Source organism: Pelorhabdus rhamnosifermentans, assembly GCF_018835585.1.
In the GTDB taxonomy this organism is placed as follows: Bacteria; Bacillota; Negativicutes; order UMGS1260; family UMGS1260; genus Pelorhabdus; species Pelorhabdus rhamnosifermentans.
Genome location: NZ_JAHGVE010000035.1, coordinates 13,859 through 31,925 on the forward strand (window position 1 = coordinate 13,859; position 18,067 = coordinate 31,925).

Below are 18,067 nucleotides of genomic sequence, written 5' to 3' on the forward strand. Positions count from 1 at the left end.
GTTCTCACAAACTAAATAGCCTGAAACACATGGTTAATTGCAAACTGGTCTTTTACTGGAGTTTTGATACTTTATTTTGGGTACTTTGTGAGACAGTCATTATTTTTAGTTTAATACAAATGGAAAGGAATAATGTTATCGACACGTAAAGAATAAGTTAAACCTATATGCTTCTCACAAGAAAGAATGAAACATTACAACTTTACACAAAATCATTGGCTAAATACATATGATTTGTCATAATAGATAACAGATTACGAATTTTCGCTGTATCGCTGATTTTTTCTTATTTGATAAAAACTGTCGATTCCATCTGTAGGCTTTTTTATCACAAGCTATTCCGCACCCATATTTAAGGAGGATACTGCAAAAATAAAAATGAAACAAACGAATTTCCGATGGTGCTTGGCAATCCTCATGTTTCTTATTGGCTTTATTTCTTATATGGATCGGGTAAATCTTCGGTGGCTACCCCCGCTATTATGACGAATTCGCCTTTACTAAAATCGATATGGGCTTTATGCAGACCGCCTTTTTTGTTGGATATTCTGCTATGCAAATTCCCGGCGCCATTGGAATTCAATACTTCATTACTGACTATATTATGTACGTTTTCTTGGCTTGGCTGCCCCTCTATCTGATGGAAGCACAACAATTCTCCCTACAAAAAATGGGCATCGCAGCCGCCTTTCCCTGGGCTGCTATCTGTATTGTGACATTTGCCGCTGCCTTCATCAGTGACAAACTTGTGGCAACAGTATGTCAAGGGGACGGGGTTGTTGACAAAGCTACTTATATATTATTGGGATGAACTCATGGGACGCGAGGACAGGTTCATTGTCCCATTATATTCTATCAATTACACTTTTTAATATTCCATCCTAGCCAATTACCTTGTCGAAATGCTTTCTATCTCTTTTTCTTTTGTCAAACATCGTCTCTTTGTTCACTTGCTGTAATTAACTTATATTGTTATGCCATTTTGTTTAGATATTTCATTATTTTTTATCTGATTCAGCCAATCCCTCCTTATGGTCCATACATTCGTCAACGTTATTTGCATAAGTTAATCTTTAAATAATTTTCGGGTCATTATTCTATCACTTGAAAAAATATCTAATGCAAAATCATATCATAATTTCTGAAGTATCTACCTTAGATTGCGAAATGATGAAAATCGTTGCAAAACGATCAGGAGTCAATACGGCTGGCTTTTAGGAGAAACAAATATTCGCACTTTCATTGAAAAACTTGTCGACCATCCTACCAATAACTCGCTACAGGATTTACCACCTGAAACATTAGAACGACTTGAAGAATTAAAAGAATTTATCCGCCTTAATACACCAAAAAACCTGCTACCGATAAATAGCAGGTTTTTCGGCGTAGAACTTTTGAACAAACATAAGCAATCCTCTCCCTAGGCCTAAACCGAGTTAGAGGATCGTTCTATCACATGATAACAGTGTCATGCAACAAGTGGAAGTCCTGATATATACTGGCTTCGTCGGCATTTTATTGTTCCAGTACATGTCATTAAAAAACGCAGTTTTTAGGTCCTGAGGCCGTACGTCATATGGGTTTGAGCCTTTTTTATTTTCTTCCATAACCTGCTCGTTGCGGATAATAAACATGCGTCAATAATTTGCCTAACATTATCTATAATCACCCAGAACTCTTAGCAGCACCATTTTTTCGACTCAACAACATCATCTGGATGACTTTTCTTCGGATAACTCTAGCAATTCAACCCCATAGGAGTTATCAATAACGCAACGCCAAATTCCGTCAGAATCCTTCCTGAATACGTACGTGGCATTACGTTCCATAGAAAATGCTGAATCAGTTTTTTGGTTGGCGCTAAGTAGTGTTTTTGATATGACTAGTGCTGTATCACCACCTTCAATTATATTCATGCTTTCCTGCTTAACCACAAGGCTATGGTTAAAGTATTCAGCAATAGCCACAAACGCTCTTCGAATTGCATCTTTCCCTTTTGCAAGCATCCCAGGTTTGACTACTAGGGTCGCATCATCCGTATAAAAGTCAAGCAAAGCATCGAAGTCTTCTCTATTTATTGCATTGTCTGCTTCTTCTATTAAATGTTTAAGTTCATTTTTATCCATGGTTACCTCCCCTTAAAAAATGGTTTTCCCTTACGCTATATAAAATTCTCTCGCTCCTGACAAGTGATAACACGTCATCAAATAGAAAATACAAATTGGATTAACTTACGTCTATTATGAACGAAAACAGGCGCTAGCATTATGCTGACGCCTATGTTTTTGTTATTTTTTTTATGCAATGGGTCTAATGACTCTAAGTTTGCTTCACTGCCCAAAAAAGAGATACTAGTCTATTGGAAGCATTGCTCTAATTTCTTAAAAGGGGATTTTTAAACATATACTTCAATTGCAATTTTATATAAAAATAGTTGTATTTGAGGATAAGTTAAATCCTTCGGAAACAAATAATAATTACAATCTACTAATAACATCTTTTACTTCATCCAAAGAATTAACCACTGATACTTGATCAGGCAGCAAAGAACGCTGATGGTCACCACGATCAATCAAGATTCCTCTTATACCGGCATTCATAGCTCCAACCATATCCTTTTCTACACTATCCCCCACATATATGGCTTCTTCCTTGCTCACGCCTAATTGCGTAAGGCAAGCTTCAAAAATAGCTGGCTGTGGCTTTGCTATACCAAAATCGCCAGATATAAGAATAGACAAAAACTCGTTTATGATCCCGGTATTGTTCAACTTACGTTGTTGCTGGGCTAAATCGCCATTTGAGACCACTCCAAGCAAGTAACCCCTCAGTGATTCCAGACAACTCATTACATCATTGTATAAACACCAGTTTGACTCATATTCTGCAAGATATTCTTGAAACAAAGGTTCTACTTCGTTTTTAGGTATGTTCTGTCCGAATTTGTCGAACACGGCTTGAACACGCAATATTCGTTGAGTATCGAAATCCAACTCGCCAGCCAGATATCGTTCAAAATGATGTTCTGATTGCTTATGCCACTCTTCAATAAAAGCATCAACAGGCATTCCATTTAGTTGATGCTTGCGATGTATCTGATATAAAGCCTTGTTCTCTGCGTCATAATTATCTATCATTGTGCCATCAATATCAAACAATATTGCTTTTATCAATCAAACCACTCCTCACAATGAAAAAATAAATTCTGCTCTTTGGAACTCAGGTTAATAATACTCTGTATTCCTATAAAAGCGAAAAACTCCCGCCGGATTTAGGGACGACGGGGTCAGGTTGTTGACACACTTATCGCCTCAGCACCTGAAACTCTGTCAAACGCCTGACAAAGGCTACCACTAAAAGACGATGGGGTCAGGCTTGAGTTATATAAAAAAATCGACTTATTTAATTCCCTATTTCAAAAATTAAATTTTTATAAGTCAAACTCCCGCTAACTCAAAGATTCAACAAACTTTATGAAGAAGCTAAAGACCAAAACCGCCATTTAACCCAAGAAGAATATGCAGAACGATTCGGGGCCACTCGTAATCAGTTAAACGGATGGCTCGAAGGTCGTGAACCAGATAGCGAAATGATGAAAATTTTCTTCCATAACATGCCACGCTGCTGAAGCAAACAAAGATAGACCTTAGTCATAATTTGACCAAGGTCTTCTGTCATTATCGAAACAAGAGTAATGTCTAAGATCACCCTGGTGCATTTACTTTACCTATTATAGAAAAACAACCTCCAAAGGATTTCTATCCACTAACCGCTTATAGCTGTACTTAGGATATCCAACCATAACCGCAGCTGTTATCTTTTTTTCTTCTGGAATATTGAATAATTTAAGCAGTGGCGAATGCTCAATAGATGCACAATATTCAAAAATTCCGGCCCAACAGGATCCAAGCCCTAGTGAAGGAGCATATAATTCTAGATAAGTCAAAAATGAAACCGAGTTATCTCTGGCACTTCGAAGATTTTTATCTGCAATAGTTATGATTAAATTCGGAGCACCACGGAAAATGGAATCAACTCCATCTTCCCTGTAACTTCTGACAGCTGCTTCTACTAGATGCCTTAATGGAGAATTTTCTATCATCTGAATAGTAATTTCAGTAGCTTCTTCAATTAATTGTTTATTTTCAACTACCACAAAGGATATACCTTGACTATTTTCTGCAGTAGGAGCTAGCCTTGCAATATCAATTAATTTTGCTAATTTCTCTCTTGATACTGACTCATCTTTATAATTTCTTATGGAACGACGCGATCTTAAAAAATGTTCCGCCTGTTGTGCATTTAATTTAGGAAAATCTTTTAAATCAACTTGCTGTACCAAAGGTGCTTTTTTATTATCTATAGCAGCATTAGGGCATATAGCAACACAATGTCCACAGGCAATACAAGTTGTTGTTTCTCTATCTTCTGGCCCGATTTTCCCCATTTTCAGAACCGCTACTGGACATTCCTTAATGCAAAGTTCGCATTTAATACATTTTGATTCATCTACAGTTATAAGACTCATTTTACTCAGCTCCTTATTAAAATCAGAGTTTAGACAAACGACATAAAAGGCTTCTAAATTCGTTGCAATATTACAGGATAAAGGTGATCCCTGATTGTACAACAGTTTTCAGTATTGTTATTTCCACCAAACGGATTTCGGGTACTCAGCGGAACCCACAATTACAAATTCCCCGATTTTGGGTGTAACAATATTGACTTTGCGTTCTTTTGCCATTTTTGTTACACGCTCAATCGGTTCTGTCCAATCATGAAAAGCCAAACTAAAAGCCGCCCAATGGATAGGGATCATACTATGACCCCTAACATCAATATGGGCTTGTATTGTTTCTTCAGGTAGCATATGAATAGCAGACCATCTGGCATCGTATTGACCGCACTCCATTAGCGTCAAATCAAATGGTCCATACTTTTTGCCAATTTGTTCGAAGTGAGGACCATAGCCGCCATCTCCACTAAAGAAGACTCTTGTTTGCTTACCTGTAATCACCCATGAACACCACAGAGTTGTGTTGCGATCAAACAGACTTCTGCCTGAAAAATGCCTTGCAGGTGTACAAGCCAACGTCAATCCTTGAACAATCAATTCATTCCACCAATCAAATTCTCTTATCTTTTCTTGGTCGATTCCCCATTTTTTCAAACGAATCCCCACACCATTGGGAACGCAAAATAGTCGCGTCTTGTCTCTGAGCTGCATGATTGAATTATAATCCAAATGGTCATAATGATCATGCGACAGAATAACAATATCAATTGGCGGCAACTTCTTCATTTCAATGGGCAATACCTTGCTAAAGCGTTTACCTCCGAACAATGAAAATGGTGATGGAGAATTTGAAAACATGGGATCTAACAATACTCTTTTGCCTTCCATTTCCAACAAGACAGTAGAATGACCAAACCAGATTACTTTTGTTTGATTCACGTCTTGTAGCGGTAGTGTATCTATGAAATTTATAGGAATAGGCTTGTCGGGCGTTCTTTTGGGATTAGCTTTAATAAAGTCTCTCAACATAGTAAACATAGTTTTTGGTCCCATATACATTGACGTAGCAATTTCATTGATGAACTTCTTTTTGCCAATGGTATCGCTCATACCTATTACCTCTCTCGCTACTTCGCCTTAAACTAAAATTCATTCTACAGATTTGCTTTGGTTATTAGCATCAATGATCTCTTTTAATTTTACATTTCGATTAATGAATCTAGTTTTGCTTCTCTCAAATTTTAAATGTATTGCATTTTGAGGGCAATGATGTATACATGCATAGTATCCTTCACATTTATGCAAAAACTCAGGTTTTCTTCCAACTTTAATATTTCTTACGGGACAAACCTTCTCCACTTGGATACTTCACCCGTCATGATAATATGATACTTATATAAGCATCGAAATATAAGACAAATTTTTTAAAAACTAAAATTAGATTATTCGTTGTAGTGCTAACATCTTACTAACTTCAGTAACTTGTTGGTCATTTACCCTACATATTAAAAATTTCCCTCTTTTTTCAGTGGTAATCAAATCTGCGTTAACCAATTCTTTGATATGATGTGAAATTGTCGGTGCACCAATATTTAAACAAGCAATGATGTCGGCAACACAACATCCGCCACCCGTTTCAAAACTGGCTTCGTGAGCCTCGGCAATTTTTAAATATAATTCTAATCGATTCTCATTCGAAAGAGCTTTAAATATTTTCGCCATTTTTTTAGTATCCATTTTTTTAGTATCCATTTTTACAGCCCCTATGTTGATTGTATCACATTTCGACAATTATAAAATTGATTTTAGCTCATTTTGACGTTCTTGTCAATAAACTTTTATAGATCTGATGGTCCAATGGGGTCAGGCTTGAGTTATATAAAAAATTGACTTATTTAATTCCCTATTTCAAAAATAGCATTATTCAGTCAAGATACTCCCTGAATAATGCATATTCCCATAATTGTTAAAAAATTAATGGCAGTAAGCCTCTCCGAAGGACTCCACTAAAAATCTTTCTTTTTTGATGGTCTTTAATATATAAGTCACTATAATAATCAGCATTCCTAACAATGAGGCTAAAGTACCAACTATAATAAATGTTCCGATGAAGCCCCCGATGATTCCATTGTATATTGGATTACGAATATATCTATAGGGACCTTTCGTTATAAGACGCTGTCCTTGTACCTTTTGTATTACGCCACTCCAATTTTTGCCTAATATCACTCTAGCCCAAACTGAAAACGCCAGAGATAAAAACAGCAGCAAAAAACCGATAATTTTTATGTACTGTCCCTGTATATACAGGTTTTTGACCATTTTTTATTAATTATTAATTGTAGATTTTTTAAGAGCACCATTCCTCCGGAATCAATTTCTTCCCATTTCCATTCGATTACTTCATGAATGCCTTCAATATCTCCATATATTACTGTCCGCATGATCAAGAATTATACATTGCCAAGAACCTTTTTTAGCCGAAACTGACTTTGCTATAGTGGAGAATATACATTTAACGGCACTAGATCTAAAAAGTATTCTTGCAACAAGCATATTAACGCAATGTGAAAGAACCCCAATTTGATGCACTACCAACTTCAGCAAGAAAATGCCAATTACCATCATCTTTTCGACTCTTACTGAAAAGTCCTTTCAATTTTTTCTTACCAATGTCACATCCATACTTTCTTTTACATTTACCAAACTTACCTTCCACTGCATATCTTGATGCTGATATAGGGCGTAATCAAGCCACCCGTTATACGGGTGATCCTGACTTATTTTCCAGAATCCGCGAAATTATCCTTTACAAATCGCATGCCCATGTTACATGCTTTTTCACAATCCTGCGGGAATACTTCTTTACGTGTTGCGGCTTTCTTTTCCGGGTTGAAGGCACTGGCAACATATTTAGAATAATCATCAAACTGGTACGTATCAGTAACACAAAGTGATTCTACCTTACCGAAAGCTCTGGCCAACATCATTTCAGCCAATTCGAAAGACTGGGCATATCCCCTTTCCTCCATCTGGCTTTCGGTAGCATTCATGGTATAAATAAAACCTGTCGGTATCTTCCTCTTGAAAAGAGAAGAGTAGTTTCCATCATATACTACGTACGGAAATACAAGCCGCTCCATAAATGATCTCATTTCTCCAGTAGCTGTTCCCATATAGATAGGTGACCCCAGAATAATGGCATCAACGGACTCAATTTTCTCGAGGATTGGAGTCAACTCATCATTCATTGCACATTTTCCGTAACTTTTACCGCCTTTTCTTTTACAGGCGAAACAACTGGTACAGCCCCTAAAACTGAGATCATAAAGATGTATCAATTCCGTTTCAGCCCCCTGTGATGCTGCCCCTTCCAATGCCTTGGTCAATAAAGTTGCTGTATTCCAGCTTTTCCTTGGGCTCCCATTGATAGCTATAATGGCTTTCTTTTTCATATCAATACTCCTCTTTTCTCTTATATAGTTATTTTGCGAATTTATCCCAGAAGGCAACTTCTTTAAAAGGTTTACAAATCGCCTCATTTTAAAATGCATCTGCCAGTTCCTCCAGCCGATGTGCCGTCGGACTAAGATGTTGAGTTGCATCAGCCATATGAGTGATGGCATCCGAGACTTGAATAATCCCTTCTTCGATTTGTCTTATTTGGCTATAATTAAGTTTGCTATCCGTCTGAATGGCGCCCAATATGGCACTAATTTTTGCAATTGAGGCGTTGCTGCTGTTCGCCAATTTGCGAATTTCTTGCGCAACAACACCAAATCCGCGTCCCTGCTCACCAACCCTCGCAGCTTCTATCGCCGCATTCAGTCCCAATAGATTAGTCTGTCCGGCAATATCTTGTATAAAACCCAACACTTGGTTTGTTTCGCTGACTCGAACCTGCGATTCTTCAGTAACTTTCTCTAATGTTTGAACAACACTTGCTATTTCTTGCGACTGAGCTGATATCTCTTCACTAGTACTGGCTAGCAAACTAATATCGTTTAATAACTCCCTCGCCACCTTTTTCAAAGCTTCTTGACGTTGAATTGACTGCGTAATAGACAACGCTCCAATGATTTCACCGTCTTGATTATGAACCGCTCTAACTTTTGTTATATAATTTACACCAGTGGGATGAGCAAGCCGCGCCACAAAATAAGGTATATCTTCGTAAATTACCTTATATAAACCTGTTCCTTCTCGCAATTTCCTGTTAACCTCAACCTTTAAGTCATGGTCTTTTGCAGGTATATACATAAGAACTTTTTCCCGATCAGTAAGAGCCACACCGATCTCATGATTTAATATCTTCTGTACCAGAGGCATAGTAAATTTGATTTTTTCAAAAATATCTTGATTTTCCTGACTGTTCATATACCCTCCCACTTAGTATTTAAAGTTACTGCCATTACCGTTACTAGACCACATTTTGTAATTTAATCTTCCTTTTTCTTTTCCTTCACAGTCAAAATAACTAACGCTCCGATAAGCGGTCCTGCAGCCAATGTAGCAAAAGCAAATACATAATTGTTTGTGGCATCAAGGACCATACCTACCGCCAATGGAGACAAAAGTGAACCTAATTGCCAGATTGTATTTACTAATCCTGTAGCCGATCCTACCAATCGCAATTCTACTAGTTCTCCAACAAAAACGCTCAAAACAGGAGTATATAAAAAAGCTGCAATGCCAAGAAAGGGAGCAGTAATATACACAAATGTAATATTTGTATTGATTCCAAAAAAAAGTAAAAGTGGAGCGAATACTATGATCATCCAAAAGATCAGTATCTTTTTCTTTTTTCCAAAAACATCTGTAAGAATACCAGCAGCAGGTTTACATAGTAGTGCAGCAATACCATATATAGACATAACCACGCCAGCTTCCACTAAAGAAAAATGCAATGCTTTATGCATATATGTGTTAGCCCAGGTGGCTGTGCCCCATGTCGCCCACATGGCACAAAAACCTACAAAAGCTGTAATCATTAAATCTCTGTTTTTCAACAACATTCCTATATCTGTAAAAAATTTTGCTGCTTTTTGAGATTGCTTGCTTCCTAATGAACTTGTACGCTCCTTCAAAATAAAGTAAGCGAACACTAAAGCAATAATAGACAGGACGCCCGATATAATAAAGGAAACCTTCCAACCTTGGGAATTAGCAATAGTAGGAACAAATAAGTTAACAACGGTCACTCCTAGAGATGAAGCAGTAAAAAAGAATCCCATCGCAGTGCCGCGGCCTTTACCAGGAAACCAGTCAAAAATAGCTCGAACACATGCTGAATACACCCCACCTGACCCAACTCCTGCTAAAATTCTATATATAAATCCTTGCTCATATGACTGGATAGTCCCCATTAGCGCAGTAAAAAGGCCCATTAAAATGAAAGACCATAATATAACTTTACGATAACCAAGACGATCCGCTAGCAAACCACCCGGCAGTTGGGTTAATACGTAGCCGATATAAAATGCTGTCATATAACTTCCTGCATCTTTAGCAGTCATTGCTAAATCTTTAACTGCTAAAGGCATAATGGGTGGCCATGCCAATCTACCAACGAAAGACAATAAAAAAGCTAACCAGACTATAATTAAAACTCCGATTTGCATTCCAGTAATATCAACATTCTTAATTTTCACAATTTATACCCCATTTCATCTTAATTATCATATAATTGCTTTTTGACAAAGCAGCTCTTTACGTACAGCCTCCGTCTCAATATGATTACTCTGGGAAGTTAAAGCTGCGGCAACACCAGCGGCATGCCCTGTAGCAAAACAAGTTCCCATTACTCGCACAGAGGAAAATGCCACTGAGTCACAGGAAATAATTCGACCTGCCGCCCAAAGATTTCTTACGCCTTGAACCTTTAAGCAACGTAAGGGAATCTCGTAGTAAGAATGATCACAAATCGATTGCCAGACATTGGGACCACCTGGTTGTGGATGTGACTCCACAGGCCAAGCCCCTCTGGCGATAGCATCCGGAAAGCGTTTGGCTTTTAAAACATCCTCTGACGTGAGAATATATTCACCAATAATATGACGGGTCTCACGAATGCCAATCCTGGGACCCGTCTGAACAATATAGGCATTTTCACACCCCGGCAGAAACCGCCGGAAAGTTTCTAAATATGCCCACGCTTGACGGCGGGCTGATATCTCCGAGCGAGTCAGACTTAATGCATCAAGCCCGTCTACTCCCTCATCTGGTAAAATAAACATCACGTCACCTGACATCCCTGGTGCTGGTATTACCGTACCCAGCTCTTTAGTCAAAGAAGTAATTCCAGCCGTCTTGCCCTTACGTACAGCTTCTGCAACCATATCAGGATAAACGTTGGTACCAGGCTCAATACCACCTATACGCAACATCAATGTCCCGGATTGCATATGCCCTAATTCATCGCCTATGGTAAATTTCCCGCCTGCCAGCGCGGTAAGGTTTGCTTCCCCCGATGCATCCACAAAGGCTTCCCCACTTGCAGTAAATCTTCCCTCATCATCCATGCATTCAAGAGAACAGATAACACCATTCTTGTGATCAGCAGCTATCACTTGTGTATCAAGTAATACATCAACATTAGAATCAGCAATAAACAAATCCAACGAATATTTAATTTCCTCTGCATCAAGAACAACAATCACTGTACCTGTTTTAGCCGTCCGGCGCGGTCCTTGGTAAAAGCCTAAATTCCCCATCCTTTCTAACACTTGTTGTCCAACTCCGCCCACAGCCTGCTCAAAAGGATCTGCTTGTGTAAAAAATCCACAATACGCTGGTAAAGAGCAATTAGTAGCTTGCCCCCCTAGATATGGATTTCTATCAATTAGCAATACCTTTTTCCCAGATTGTGAAGCTCCTATTGCAGCAGCAATCCCGGCTGATCCTCCACCAACTACTACGACATCATATTTCAAATTTTTATTTTTCAAAATAATCCTCCTATTTAATTTGTATTTTCAATATATAACACTTCTTTTATCGACACAAACGCTTTTAATCGATATAATTAATCTATGGCATCGATTAATCCAACCTTGGGAGGAAAACTTAAATGGAACTTCATCAATTAGAATATATCTTGGCAGTGGTCAAGTACCATCACTTCTCACACGCCGCTGCCGAAATATGCATTTCTCAATCCACCCTCTCACAGCAGATCGGAAAACTTGAAGAAGAGCTAGGTATTCGGTTATTTAAACGTACAACCCGCACTGTCAGTCTAACTCCTGCCGGAAAAGAATTTATTGCTTATGCGGCAAATATCTTGACGGAAATAACTCTGGCTAAACGGGCTATGCAGGAATTTATATCGGTTGAACGAGGCCAACTTGTGATTGGCGCCATTCCTATAATAGGTTTTTTAGGGCTAACATCAGTTATTGCCTCATTTCAAAGAGCCTATCCTAATTTACATTTGGAAATCCGTGAAGACGCTAGCGATCAACTATTAGAGGCTTTACAAACATCAGAAATTGATGTAGCCTTACTGACACCACCATCTAACTACGAGCAATATGACGATATCCACTTCTATCCTTTAATCAACGATGATTTGGTTTTAATCGTCAATCAAGGGCATCCACTATCAAAAAAAAGAATGGTTGAGTTAGTCGAATTAAAAAATGAAAACCATATCTGTATGAAAGCAACTTATGGTATGCTTAGAGTCAATTTGGAAGCATGCCACCGTGCCGGATTCAATCCTAATATTGTCTATCAGAGTAGCCAAGTAGAAACTATCTCAGCTCTTGTAGCTGAAGGACTAGGGGTATCCTTACTAACTTCACGAGTCGCAAAATCACTCAAGAAAGCTTCTATTAGAATAGTAAAGATTCATAATGCCCCCAAACGGACTACTGCTTTAGCTATTTCACAGAATAATAATCATTCCCCCGCAATTACGGCATTCTGTAAATTTGTTTTTGATCGCTTCGCACTATAAAGACTGTATTAAATGGAAAGGTACGAAATCAGACACATGAACTTTCACGATGTAAAAGTACTCTGACCAAAGAAAAAATTAAACTATTCGACACTTAACAATATTAAAATGAGAACCAGCTTTGTTTATACATGGCTGATTCTCATTTTTGTCTCAATCCTTTTAGAATTTCTTTTGGCCCCAATGTGGAGACGGCGGAGACAATGGGGTCAAGCTTGAGTTATATAAAAAATTGACTTATTTAATTCCTTATTTCAAAAATTTGATTTTTATAAGTCAAATTCCCGATAACTCAAAGATTCAACAAACTTTATGAAGAAGCTAAAGACCAAGACCACCATTTAACCCAAGAAGAATATGCAGAACGGAGCCACTCGTAATCAGTTAAACGGATGGCTCGACGGTCGTGGTGAACCAGATAGCGAAATGATGAAAATTGTTGCAAAACGATCAGGAGTCAATACGGCTTGGCTTTTGGGAGAGACTAATATTTGCACTCCCATTGAAAAGCTTGTCGACCATCATACCGATAACTCGCTACAGGATTTACCACCTGAAACATTAGAACGACTTGAAGAATTCAAAGAACTTATCCGCCTTAAATACGCAAAAAAGCCTGCCTACCGATAAATAGCAGGCTTTTTCTTTATAAACTTTGAACATATACTTTTATGTTTGTTGTCTTATTATTGAAACATGGGAAACGGGAGGATCATTACCTAGAGCACTAGCACTAAAAACTATTGCTCGAAAATTTGATTGTTCGATTGATTGGATACTTCTAGGGGTAGAAAAAGAAATGCAACAACAAAAAAGCGCGGCCATTTCTGCCCCCGACTTAAAAGACATGCTAACTATATTAAGAAACTTAATGGAAAGCGACGATTCCGATCTACGCGTTTGGGCAAAAGTACAGTTTAAGACTGCGTTTAAAGAATACTACGCCGCTCACGATGAAAAAAAGCTGTGATAAAATAGCGGGGCCCTTCCAACACAATTTTCTAATCAGTTGCATATTTTTCATTCACTGGGTATAATATAAGAAAAGGACTGACGTGCTCGACACACATCAGCCCTACAGGTTGTCTGACCGGAAACGGTTAGCCCGGATTTTAGCTATTAAGAAATAACCGCAAACCTTGACTAGGGGCGGTTATTTCTTTTTTATGATTAAAACAACAAGCGTTGCAAATGCGATCATGAGATACATTGCTTCAAACGTTGTTATCATCGTACCACCCCCTTTCTAAAAAGGGTGTGGCCAACCGTCCCCTGACAGCCTGTACAATTATTATAGCATATTCTTCCAGATTAAAAGCAGAAAATTTGATAAGTTCATCCGCCTTAAATACGCCAAAAACTAAACCTGCTACTGATAAATAGCAGGTTTAGTTTTTGACTATCCGTAACTTGATCTTTTGTACGTGATAAGAAATACCTACTCAACTGTCAATTACAAATGTCCTAACATAAACAATCCTCTACTCCGGCCTAAATTGAAATAGAGGATTTTTCCATTATTACTCTAATTCCCAAATTAGCACAAAACTCCTGCCAAATTCATACAGAATTCAGCAGAAGCTTTCATTTTTCAAATAATTTTATTCAATTCTACAAAACTTCCAGCGTAACCCCTTTTTCTTCCCGATCATACACAATTCTATCAACCAGCAATCGATACGCTCTATCCTAGTCCCACGGACTAATCGCACTAGAAAATAAATCCTTAAATTCATCAATCCTAAACGTATTGCTCATAATGTGAAAATATTATCTTTCAGCCACTGTCTAAGATATCTCAATTGTTCGTCAGTATGGAAATAATGTTCCCCATGTTCCAAAACTTGCAATTTACAATGATAGCGTTTAACAAAATCTGAGACTACATCAAACTCAGAAAGATTGTCGTCCGAACCATAGAGAATCGCAGTTGGCTTATCCCATGTGTCGATAGGATTGGATTTTACATAGCAGTAATAATCCCAGTAAAGTGTCTGTCCGATTGGCGTTTCAATCTCTTTCTCGACTTTTAATCTGTCCTCACTTACATTGAACCATGACATCATATTATTTATGATGCGCTCCATGTTTAATACAGGAGAAAGAAACAAACATTGTTCGAGTGGCAAATCCCGATACGTAAGCAAACTGAAATATGCCCCCATACTACAGGCAAACAATCCTATATTACTTGAAATAGTTCGCGCATAACCCATGATAGCAGTAAGGTCGCTGACACAGTTTTGAACCTTGCAAGCATAATTTTCATCTTTGCGATCTCCGTGTTCAGGTAAGTCAAAGCTGAGCACCTGATATCTTTTGGCTGTTGCTTCTTCTGCAAAAACTACAATCACGTCATCATCCTTACTGGACATGTTTCCATGAACAGCAATAAATAGTTTATCCGATGGTTCTCCCCACAGAATTGCAGGAATACCTTGAATCGTCAAATTAGTCTTTATCATTTACGTTTTTCTCCCTGTCACATACAATTCTATCAATAATGATCTATTACTATCAAAACCTATTACCACCAATCCGCTCAGAAAACCGCTGTTTTGTTATTGATTGTTTTTCAATAATTAATCAACCAATTCTCCCTTCAATATAGTTACTGCTTTTCCGCTAATACAAACTCGATCTCCCTTCATAGCCAATTTTAAGAAACCGCCCCGTTTTGAAGCCTGATAGGCAGTAAACTCATTTTTTCCTAACTTGGCTTGCCAGTAGGGTGTGAGCCGGCAATGAGCCGAACCAGTGACTGGATCTTCATTCACACCAACAGCAGGAGCAAAAAACCGAGAAATGAAATCGTACTCGTCAGAATAAGACAAAGCAGTCACAATTACTCCCCTGCACGAAACCTGAAGTAATTGAACAAAATTTGGCACAACCTTTTTTACTTCATCTTCTGATGCCACTTCTATCAAATAATCGTCATCGCTACGCCCGACAAAAATCGGTTTTACCCCCAAAGCTTCCACTAAGCCATAAGGCGGTTCACAAGAAATTACAGAAGTAGCCGGAAAATCCAATTCGATTAAGCCAGTATTCTCATAATATCTAGCTGTTAACAAGCCACTTAAGGTAGAAAATCGAGCTTGACAGTTCAACGGTAACCTTTTTTCCTTATACAGAATATGGGCACTCGCCAAAGTTGCGTGACCACAAAGTTTAACCTCACTTTTAGGGGTAAACCAACGGAGTCTATATCCATCACCCTCAGGAAATAAAAAAGCTGTTTCCGATAAATTCATCTCAGCGGCTACAGACTGCATCCATTCTTCACTTCTATTCACTTCCAGAAGACAAACAGCAGCCGGATTTCCTTTATAAGGTTGCTCAGTAAAAGCGTCTACTTGATAAATAGTAACTCCCATTTCAATTCCTCCTAAAATATTTTCCCATACATAAAATCGAATTTTTCACTTGAGTGAAAAATCGGCAGCAACATTCATATAAGAGATTCCATTATCTAAAACATAGGCTTTAATCTTTAATTAACTCTTCCAAGATGAGTGCCGCATCTTTAACAAAGCCCGTGCACCTTTGATTAAGATTATTACTTCTAAAATAGTCCTGCCCCTCGCCAGTCCCAAGGTCGCAGCCTAGCAACTGCTGACAGTTTACATTACCATGTATTTCTTGGAATTTGCGGGAGAACGATTACACAAGAGCATAAGTCTTCTCCTTCGCCAATTTCTCATTATCATCATTATTAATAAATCCCATAACCATGCACGCGTCAACTGCCCCACAGGTTTGGCAAGTACGCCCCATTCCACCACCAAAGGAACGAGCTATAGTTTTAGCAGTCTTCTCATCAACCCCATATTGCTTTCCATAAGTAAGAAATATCGTTTGCGAACATGAGAGACCTTCTTTGAACCTGTTTGCTGCCTCTTCAACTAATTATTTTTCCATAATTCCCCTTTCCAACTCTATTTAATCCAGTTTTTTATCCTCTTAATGAGATTGAATGTCTATATGTTCAAACGACATAGACTTGCTCAGAACTAAATCACAATAATTCATCAAACGAAGTTTTCAATCGTTTATCTCTAGCATGCCTATCTAACGCTAACTGAATAAGCCTATCAATTAACTGACTATAGGATATCCCACTGATTTCCCATAGCTTAGGATACATACTTATATTTGTAAAACCGGGAATTGTATTGACTTCATTAACAATTAATTTATTCCCCTTCGTAAGGAAAAAGTCTACTCGGGCCATCCCTTCACAACAAAGTATTTTAAATGTTTTTGTAGCCATCTCCTGTATTGCTTCAACTATTTTAACGGGAATATTTGCTGGAATCTCAAGTAAAGCACCATTCTCATCTATATATTTCGCTTCGTATGAATAAAAATCTCTTTGAGTAATGACTTCACCAACCCCCGACGCAATCGGAACTTCATTGCCTAGTACTGCGCATTCTATTTCCCGTCCTTGGATAAATTCTTCAATTAGTACCTTATTATCAAATTCAAATGCCTTATCAAGAGCGTTTTCAAAATCAGTTTCATTTTCAACCTTACTAACGCCAACAGATGATCCAGTGTTTGCAGGTTTAATAAATAACGGTAAACCTAATTCTCGCGAGGTACTGATAAAATTGAATTTTTCACGCTCCCATGCATGGACGACGACAAACCTAGCTATTGGAACACCTTCATCTCTTAAAAGTCGCTTTGTAACATCTTTATCCATACCTATAGCAGATCCTAAAACCCCTGCTCCTACAAAAGGAAGATTGGCTAACTTTAGCAGTCCTTGAACAGTACCATCTTCACCATACGGGCCATGTAGAATAGGAAATACTACATCAATATTTTCGCGTAATTTTATATCCGATACACACACCAACTGCTCACTCTCGGTTCCAAGTACAAGTGCCACATTTTTATTAGTTTTATTAAGTGCAATGAGTTTTGGATTACTACTATTTAACAAAAATTGAGAGCTATCATTTAAATACCAGCGTCCAGACTTATCTATGCCAATCAAAGTAATATCATATTTATTTTTATCCAGTGCATCAATAACGTTTTTTGCAGATTGTAATGAAACTTCATGTTCAGTCGATCTACCACCAAATAAGATCCCTAAATTGATTTTCTTCATACTATCATCCCCCTCATACTTCCTCATCACAAACTATTTCTTACCTAGTCATTTTATCCCTTAATTATTCAAGATATTAGTAATTCATATCAAATAATAGCGCGGACAATTTCGCTAAATTCAATTCATAGTACCCAATTTTCTATTACAAAATTCCATTTAACTAAAGAAATCTCCTGCCAAATTATGAAAAATTTTAGCAGGAGATTCTTTATGATACTATCAATTCTACAAACTTAATAGAAACATCATGCTTCCCCATCTAACTCTTCAAAGAAACTCAACTTAACTTCCTCCAATTTTGGATAATCATTCAACTTTTACCTTATCTGCTTGATCTGCTTCCTGTCTTAAAAGCAATGAAAATTCGCCCATACCTGTGGTATTATTATATCTTTCATTATAATCAACAATAAAAGCATGTGGTAAATGTATTGTTCTAAAAGTTTGACCAGCGGATTTT

General features: G+C 37.8%; 18 protein-coding genes and 1 pseudogene. 4 read left to right on the top strand and 15 right to left on the bottom strand.

Features of this window, described 5'->3' with window-relative positions; translation table 11 throughout:
• Positions 1-553 precede the first annotated feature (553 nt).
• The gene (locus Ga0466249_RS26835; protein ID WP_246588999.1) at positions 554-811 is read left to right on the top strand and encodes a hypothetical protein; all 258 of its coding nucleotides are present in this window, start codon (positions 554-556) and stop codon (positions 809-811) included.
• Between the two features lie 898 nt (positions 812-1,709).
• On the opposite strand, the gene Ga0466249_RS23500 is transcribed toward Ga0466249_RS26835, so the two are convergent.
• The 10 genes from Ga0466249_RS23500 to Ga0466249_RS23545 form a co-directional block, all read right to left on the bottom strand.
• Entirely contained in the window at positions 1,710-2,126 is a 417-nt protein-coding gene (locus Ga0466249_RS23500) for a YybH family protein (protein ID WP_215831937.1), read from the bottom strand.
• A gap of 351 nt (positions 2,127-2,477) precedes the next feature.
• Positions 2,478-3,173 (bottom strand): HAD family hydrolase, encoded by a 696-nt coding sequence (locus Ga0466249_RS23505; protein ID WP_215831938.1) that lies wholly within the window; start codon positions 3,171-3,173, stop codon positions 2,478-2,480.
• 557 nt (positions 3,174-3,730) lie between these two features.
• Positions 3,731-4,528: a nitroreductase family protein gene (locus Ga0466249_RS23510; RefSeq protein ID WP_215831939.1), complete on the bottom strand. Its 798-nt coding sequence runs from the start codon at positions 4,526-4,528 to the stop codon at positions 3,731-3,733.
• A gap of 117 nt (positions 4,529-4,645) precedes the next feature.
• Complete coding sequence (locus tag Ga0466249_RS23515; protein WP_246589000.1) at positions 4,646-5,626, bottom strand: MBL fold metallo-hydrolase; 981 nt, start codon at positions 5,624-5,626, stop codon at positions 4,646-4,648.
• A 327-nt stretch (positions 5,627-5,953) separates the two neighbouring features.
• Complete coding sequence (locus Ga0466249_RS23520; RefSeq protein WP_215831940.1) at positions 5,954-6,268, bottom strand: ArsR/SmtB family transcription factor; 315 nt, start codon at positions 6,266-6,268, stop codon at positions 5,954-5,956.
• Positions 6,269-6,490: 222 nt separating this feature from the next.
• Positions 6,491-6,838, bottom strand: coding sequence for a methyltransferase family protein (locus Ga0466249_RS27905; protein WP_215831941.1), 348 nt, complete (start codon positions 6,836-6,838; stop codon positions 6,491-6,493).
• 458 nt (positions 6,839-7,296) lie between these two features.
• Positions 7,297-7,971: a flavodoxin family protein gene (locus Ga0466249_RS23530; protein WP_215831951.1), complete on the bottom strand. Its 675-nt coding sequence runs from the start codon at positions 7,969-7,971 to the stop codon at positions 7,297-7,299.
• A gap of 88 nt (positions 7,972-8,059) precedes the next feature.
• On the bottom strand, positions 8,060-8,893 hold the full coding sequence (locus Ga0466249_RS23535; RefSeq protein ID WP_215831942.1) for a methyl-accepting chemotaxis protein: 834 nt from the start codon (positions 8,891-8,893) through the stop codon (positions 8,060-8,062).
• A 62-nt stretch (positions 8,894-8,955) separates the two neighbouring features.
• Positions 8,956-10,167, bottom strand: a complete 1,212-nt coding sequence (locus Ga0466249_RS23540) for an MFS transporter (protein WP_215831943.1) — start codon at positions 10,165-10,167, stop codon at positions 8,956-8,958.
• A gap of 27 nt (positions 10,168-10,194) precedes the next feature.
• Positions 10,195-11,463, bottom strand: a complete 1,269-nt coding sequence (locus Ga0466249_RS23545) for an FAD-dependent oxidoreductase (RefSeq protein ID WP_246589001.1) — start codon at positions 11,461-11,463, stop codon at positions 10,195-10,197.
• A 122-nt stretch (positions 11,464-11,585) separates the two neighbouring features.
• On the opposite strand from Ga0466249_RS23545, the gene Ga0466249_RS23550 reads away from it, so the two are divergent.
• From Ga0466249_RS23550 to Ga0466249_RS23560, 3 genes are all read left to right on the top strand, one after another.
• Entirely contained in the window at positions 11,586-12,476 is an 891-nt protein-coding gene (locus Ga0466249_RS23550) for a LysR family transcriptional regulator (RefSeq protein ID WP_215831944.1), read from the top strand.
• A 426-nt stretch (positions 12,477-12,902) separates the two neighbouring features.
• On the top strand, positions 12,903-13,106 hold the full coding sequence (locus Ga0466249_RS23555; RefSeq protein ID WP_215831945.1) for a hypothetical protein: 204 nt from the start codon (positions 12,903-12,905) through the stop codon (positions 13,104-13,106).
• Positions 13,107-13,275: 169 nt separating this feature from the next.
• A complete protein-coding gene (locus Ga0466249_RS23560; RefSeq protein ID WP_215831946.1) occupies positions 13,276-13,446 on the top strand; it encodes a hypothetical protein in 171 nt (56 codons plus the stop codon).
• 183 nt (positions 13,447-13,629) lie between these two features.
• Here the strand turns inward: Ga0466249_RS23560 and Ga0466249_RS27615 are convergent, their stop codons facing one another.
• The 5 genes and pseudogenes from Ga0466249_RS27615 to ddlA form a co-directional block, all read right to left on the bottom strand.
• Positions 13,630-13,707 (bottom strand): putative holin-like toxin, encoded by a 78-nt coding sequence (locus Ga0466249_RS27615; protein WP_312889826.1) that lies wholly within the window; start codon positions 13,705-13,707, stop codon positions 13,630-13,632.
• 523 nt (positions 13,708-14,230) lie between these two features.
• Entirely contained in the window at positions 14,231-14,941 is a 711-nt protein-coding gene (locus Ga0466249_RS23565) for an alpha/beta hydrolase (RefSeq protein ID WP_215831947.1), read from the bottom strand.
• 117 nt (positions 14,942-15,058) lie between these two features.
• Entirely contained in the window at positions 15,059-15,856 is a 798-nt protein-coding gene (locus Ga0466249_RS23570; protein WP_215831948.1) for a PhzF family protein, read from the bottom strand.
• 286 nt (positions 15,857-16,142) lie between these two features.
• Positions 16,143-16,337: pseudogene (locus tag Ga0466249_RS23575) on the bottom strand (C-GCAxxG-C-C family protein); the annotation flags it as partial.
• A gap of 160 nt (positions 16,338-16,497) precedes the next feature.
• Complete coding sequence (gene ddlA / locus Ga0466249_RS23580) at positions 16,498-17,604, bottom strand: D-alanine--D-alanine ligase (RefSeq protein WP_215831949.1); 1,107 nt, start codon at positions 17,602-17,604, stop codon at positions 16,498-16,500.
• Positions 17,605-18,067 lie beyond the last annotated feature (463 nt).

Coding starts and splice junctions, on each gene's coding strand:
- Ga0466249_RS26835 (WP_246588999.1), top strand. CDS start 554: ATGCAAATTCCCGGCGCCATTGGAATTCAATACTTCATTACTGACTAT.
- Ga0466249_RS23500 (WP_215831937.1), bottom strand. CDS start 2,126: ATGGATAAAAATGAACTTAAACATTTAATAGAAGAAGCAGACAATGCA.
- Ga0466249_RS23510 (WP_215831939.1), bottom strand. CDS start 4,528: ATGAGTCTTATAACTGTAGATGAATCAAAATGTATTAAATGCGAACTT.
- Ga0466249_RS23515 (WP_246589000.1), bottom strand. CDS start 5,626: ATGAGCGATACCATTGGCAAAAAGAAGTTCATCAATGAAATTGCTACG.
- Ga0466249_RS23520 (WP_215831940.1), bottom strand. CDS start 6,268: ATGGATACTAAAAAAATGGATACTAAAAAAATGGCGAAAATATTTAAA.
- Ga0466249_RS27905 (WP_215831941.1), bottom strand. CDS start 6,838: ATGGTCAAAAACCTGTATATACAGGGACAGTACATAAAAATTATCGGT.
- Ga0466249_RS23530 (WP_215831951.1), bottom strand. CDS start 7,971: ATGAAAAAGAAAGCCATTATAGCTATCAATGGGAGCCCAAGGAAAAGC.
- Ga0466249_RS23535 (WP_215831942.1), bottom strand. CDS start 8,893: ATGAACAGTCAGGAAAATCAAGATATTTTTGAAAAAATCAAATTTACT.
- Ga0466249_RS23550 (WP_215831944.1), top strand. CDS start 11,586: ATGGAACTTCATCAATTAGAATATATCTTGGCAGTGGTCAAGTACCAT.
- Ga0466249_RS23555 (WP_215831945.1), top strand. CDS start 12,903: ATGATGAAAATTGTTGCAAAACGATCAGGAGTCAATACGGCTTGGCTT.
- Ga0466249_RS23560 (WP_215831946.1), top strand. CDS start 13,276: ATGCAACAACAAAAAAGCGCGGCCATTTCTGCCCCCGACTTAAAAGAC.
- Ga0466249_RS27615 (WP_312889826.1), bottom strand. CDS start 13,707: ATGATAACAACGTTTGAAGCAATGTATCTCATGATCGCATTTGCAACG.
- Ga0466249_RS23565 (WP_215831947.1), bottom strand. CDS start 14,941: ATGATAAAGACTAATTTGACGATTCAAGGTATTCCTGCAATTCTGTGG.
- Ga0466249_RS23570 (WP_215831948.1), bottom strand. CDS start 15,856: ATGGGAGTTACTATTTATCAAGTAGACGCTTTTACTGAGCAACCTTAT.
- ddlA (WP_215831949.1), bottom strand. CDS start 17,604: ATGAAGAAAATCAATTTAGGGATCTTATTTGGTGGTAGATCGACTGAA.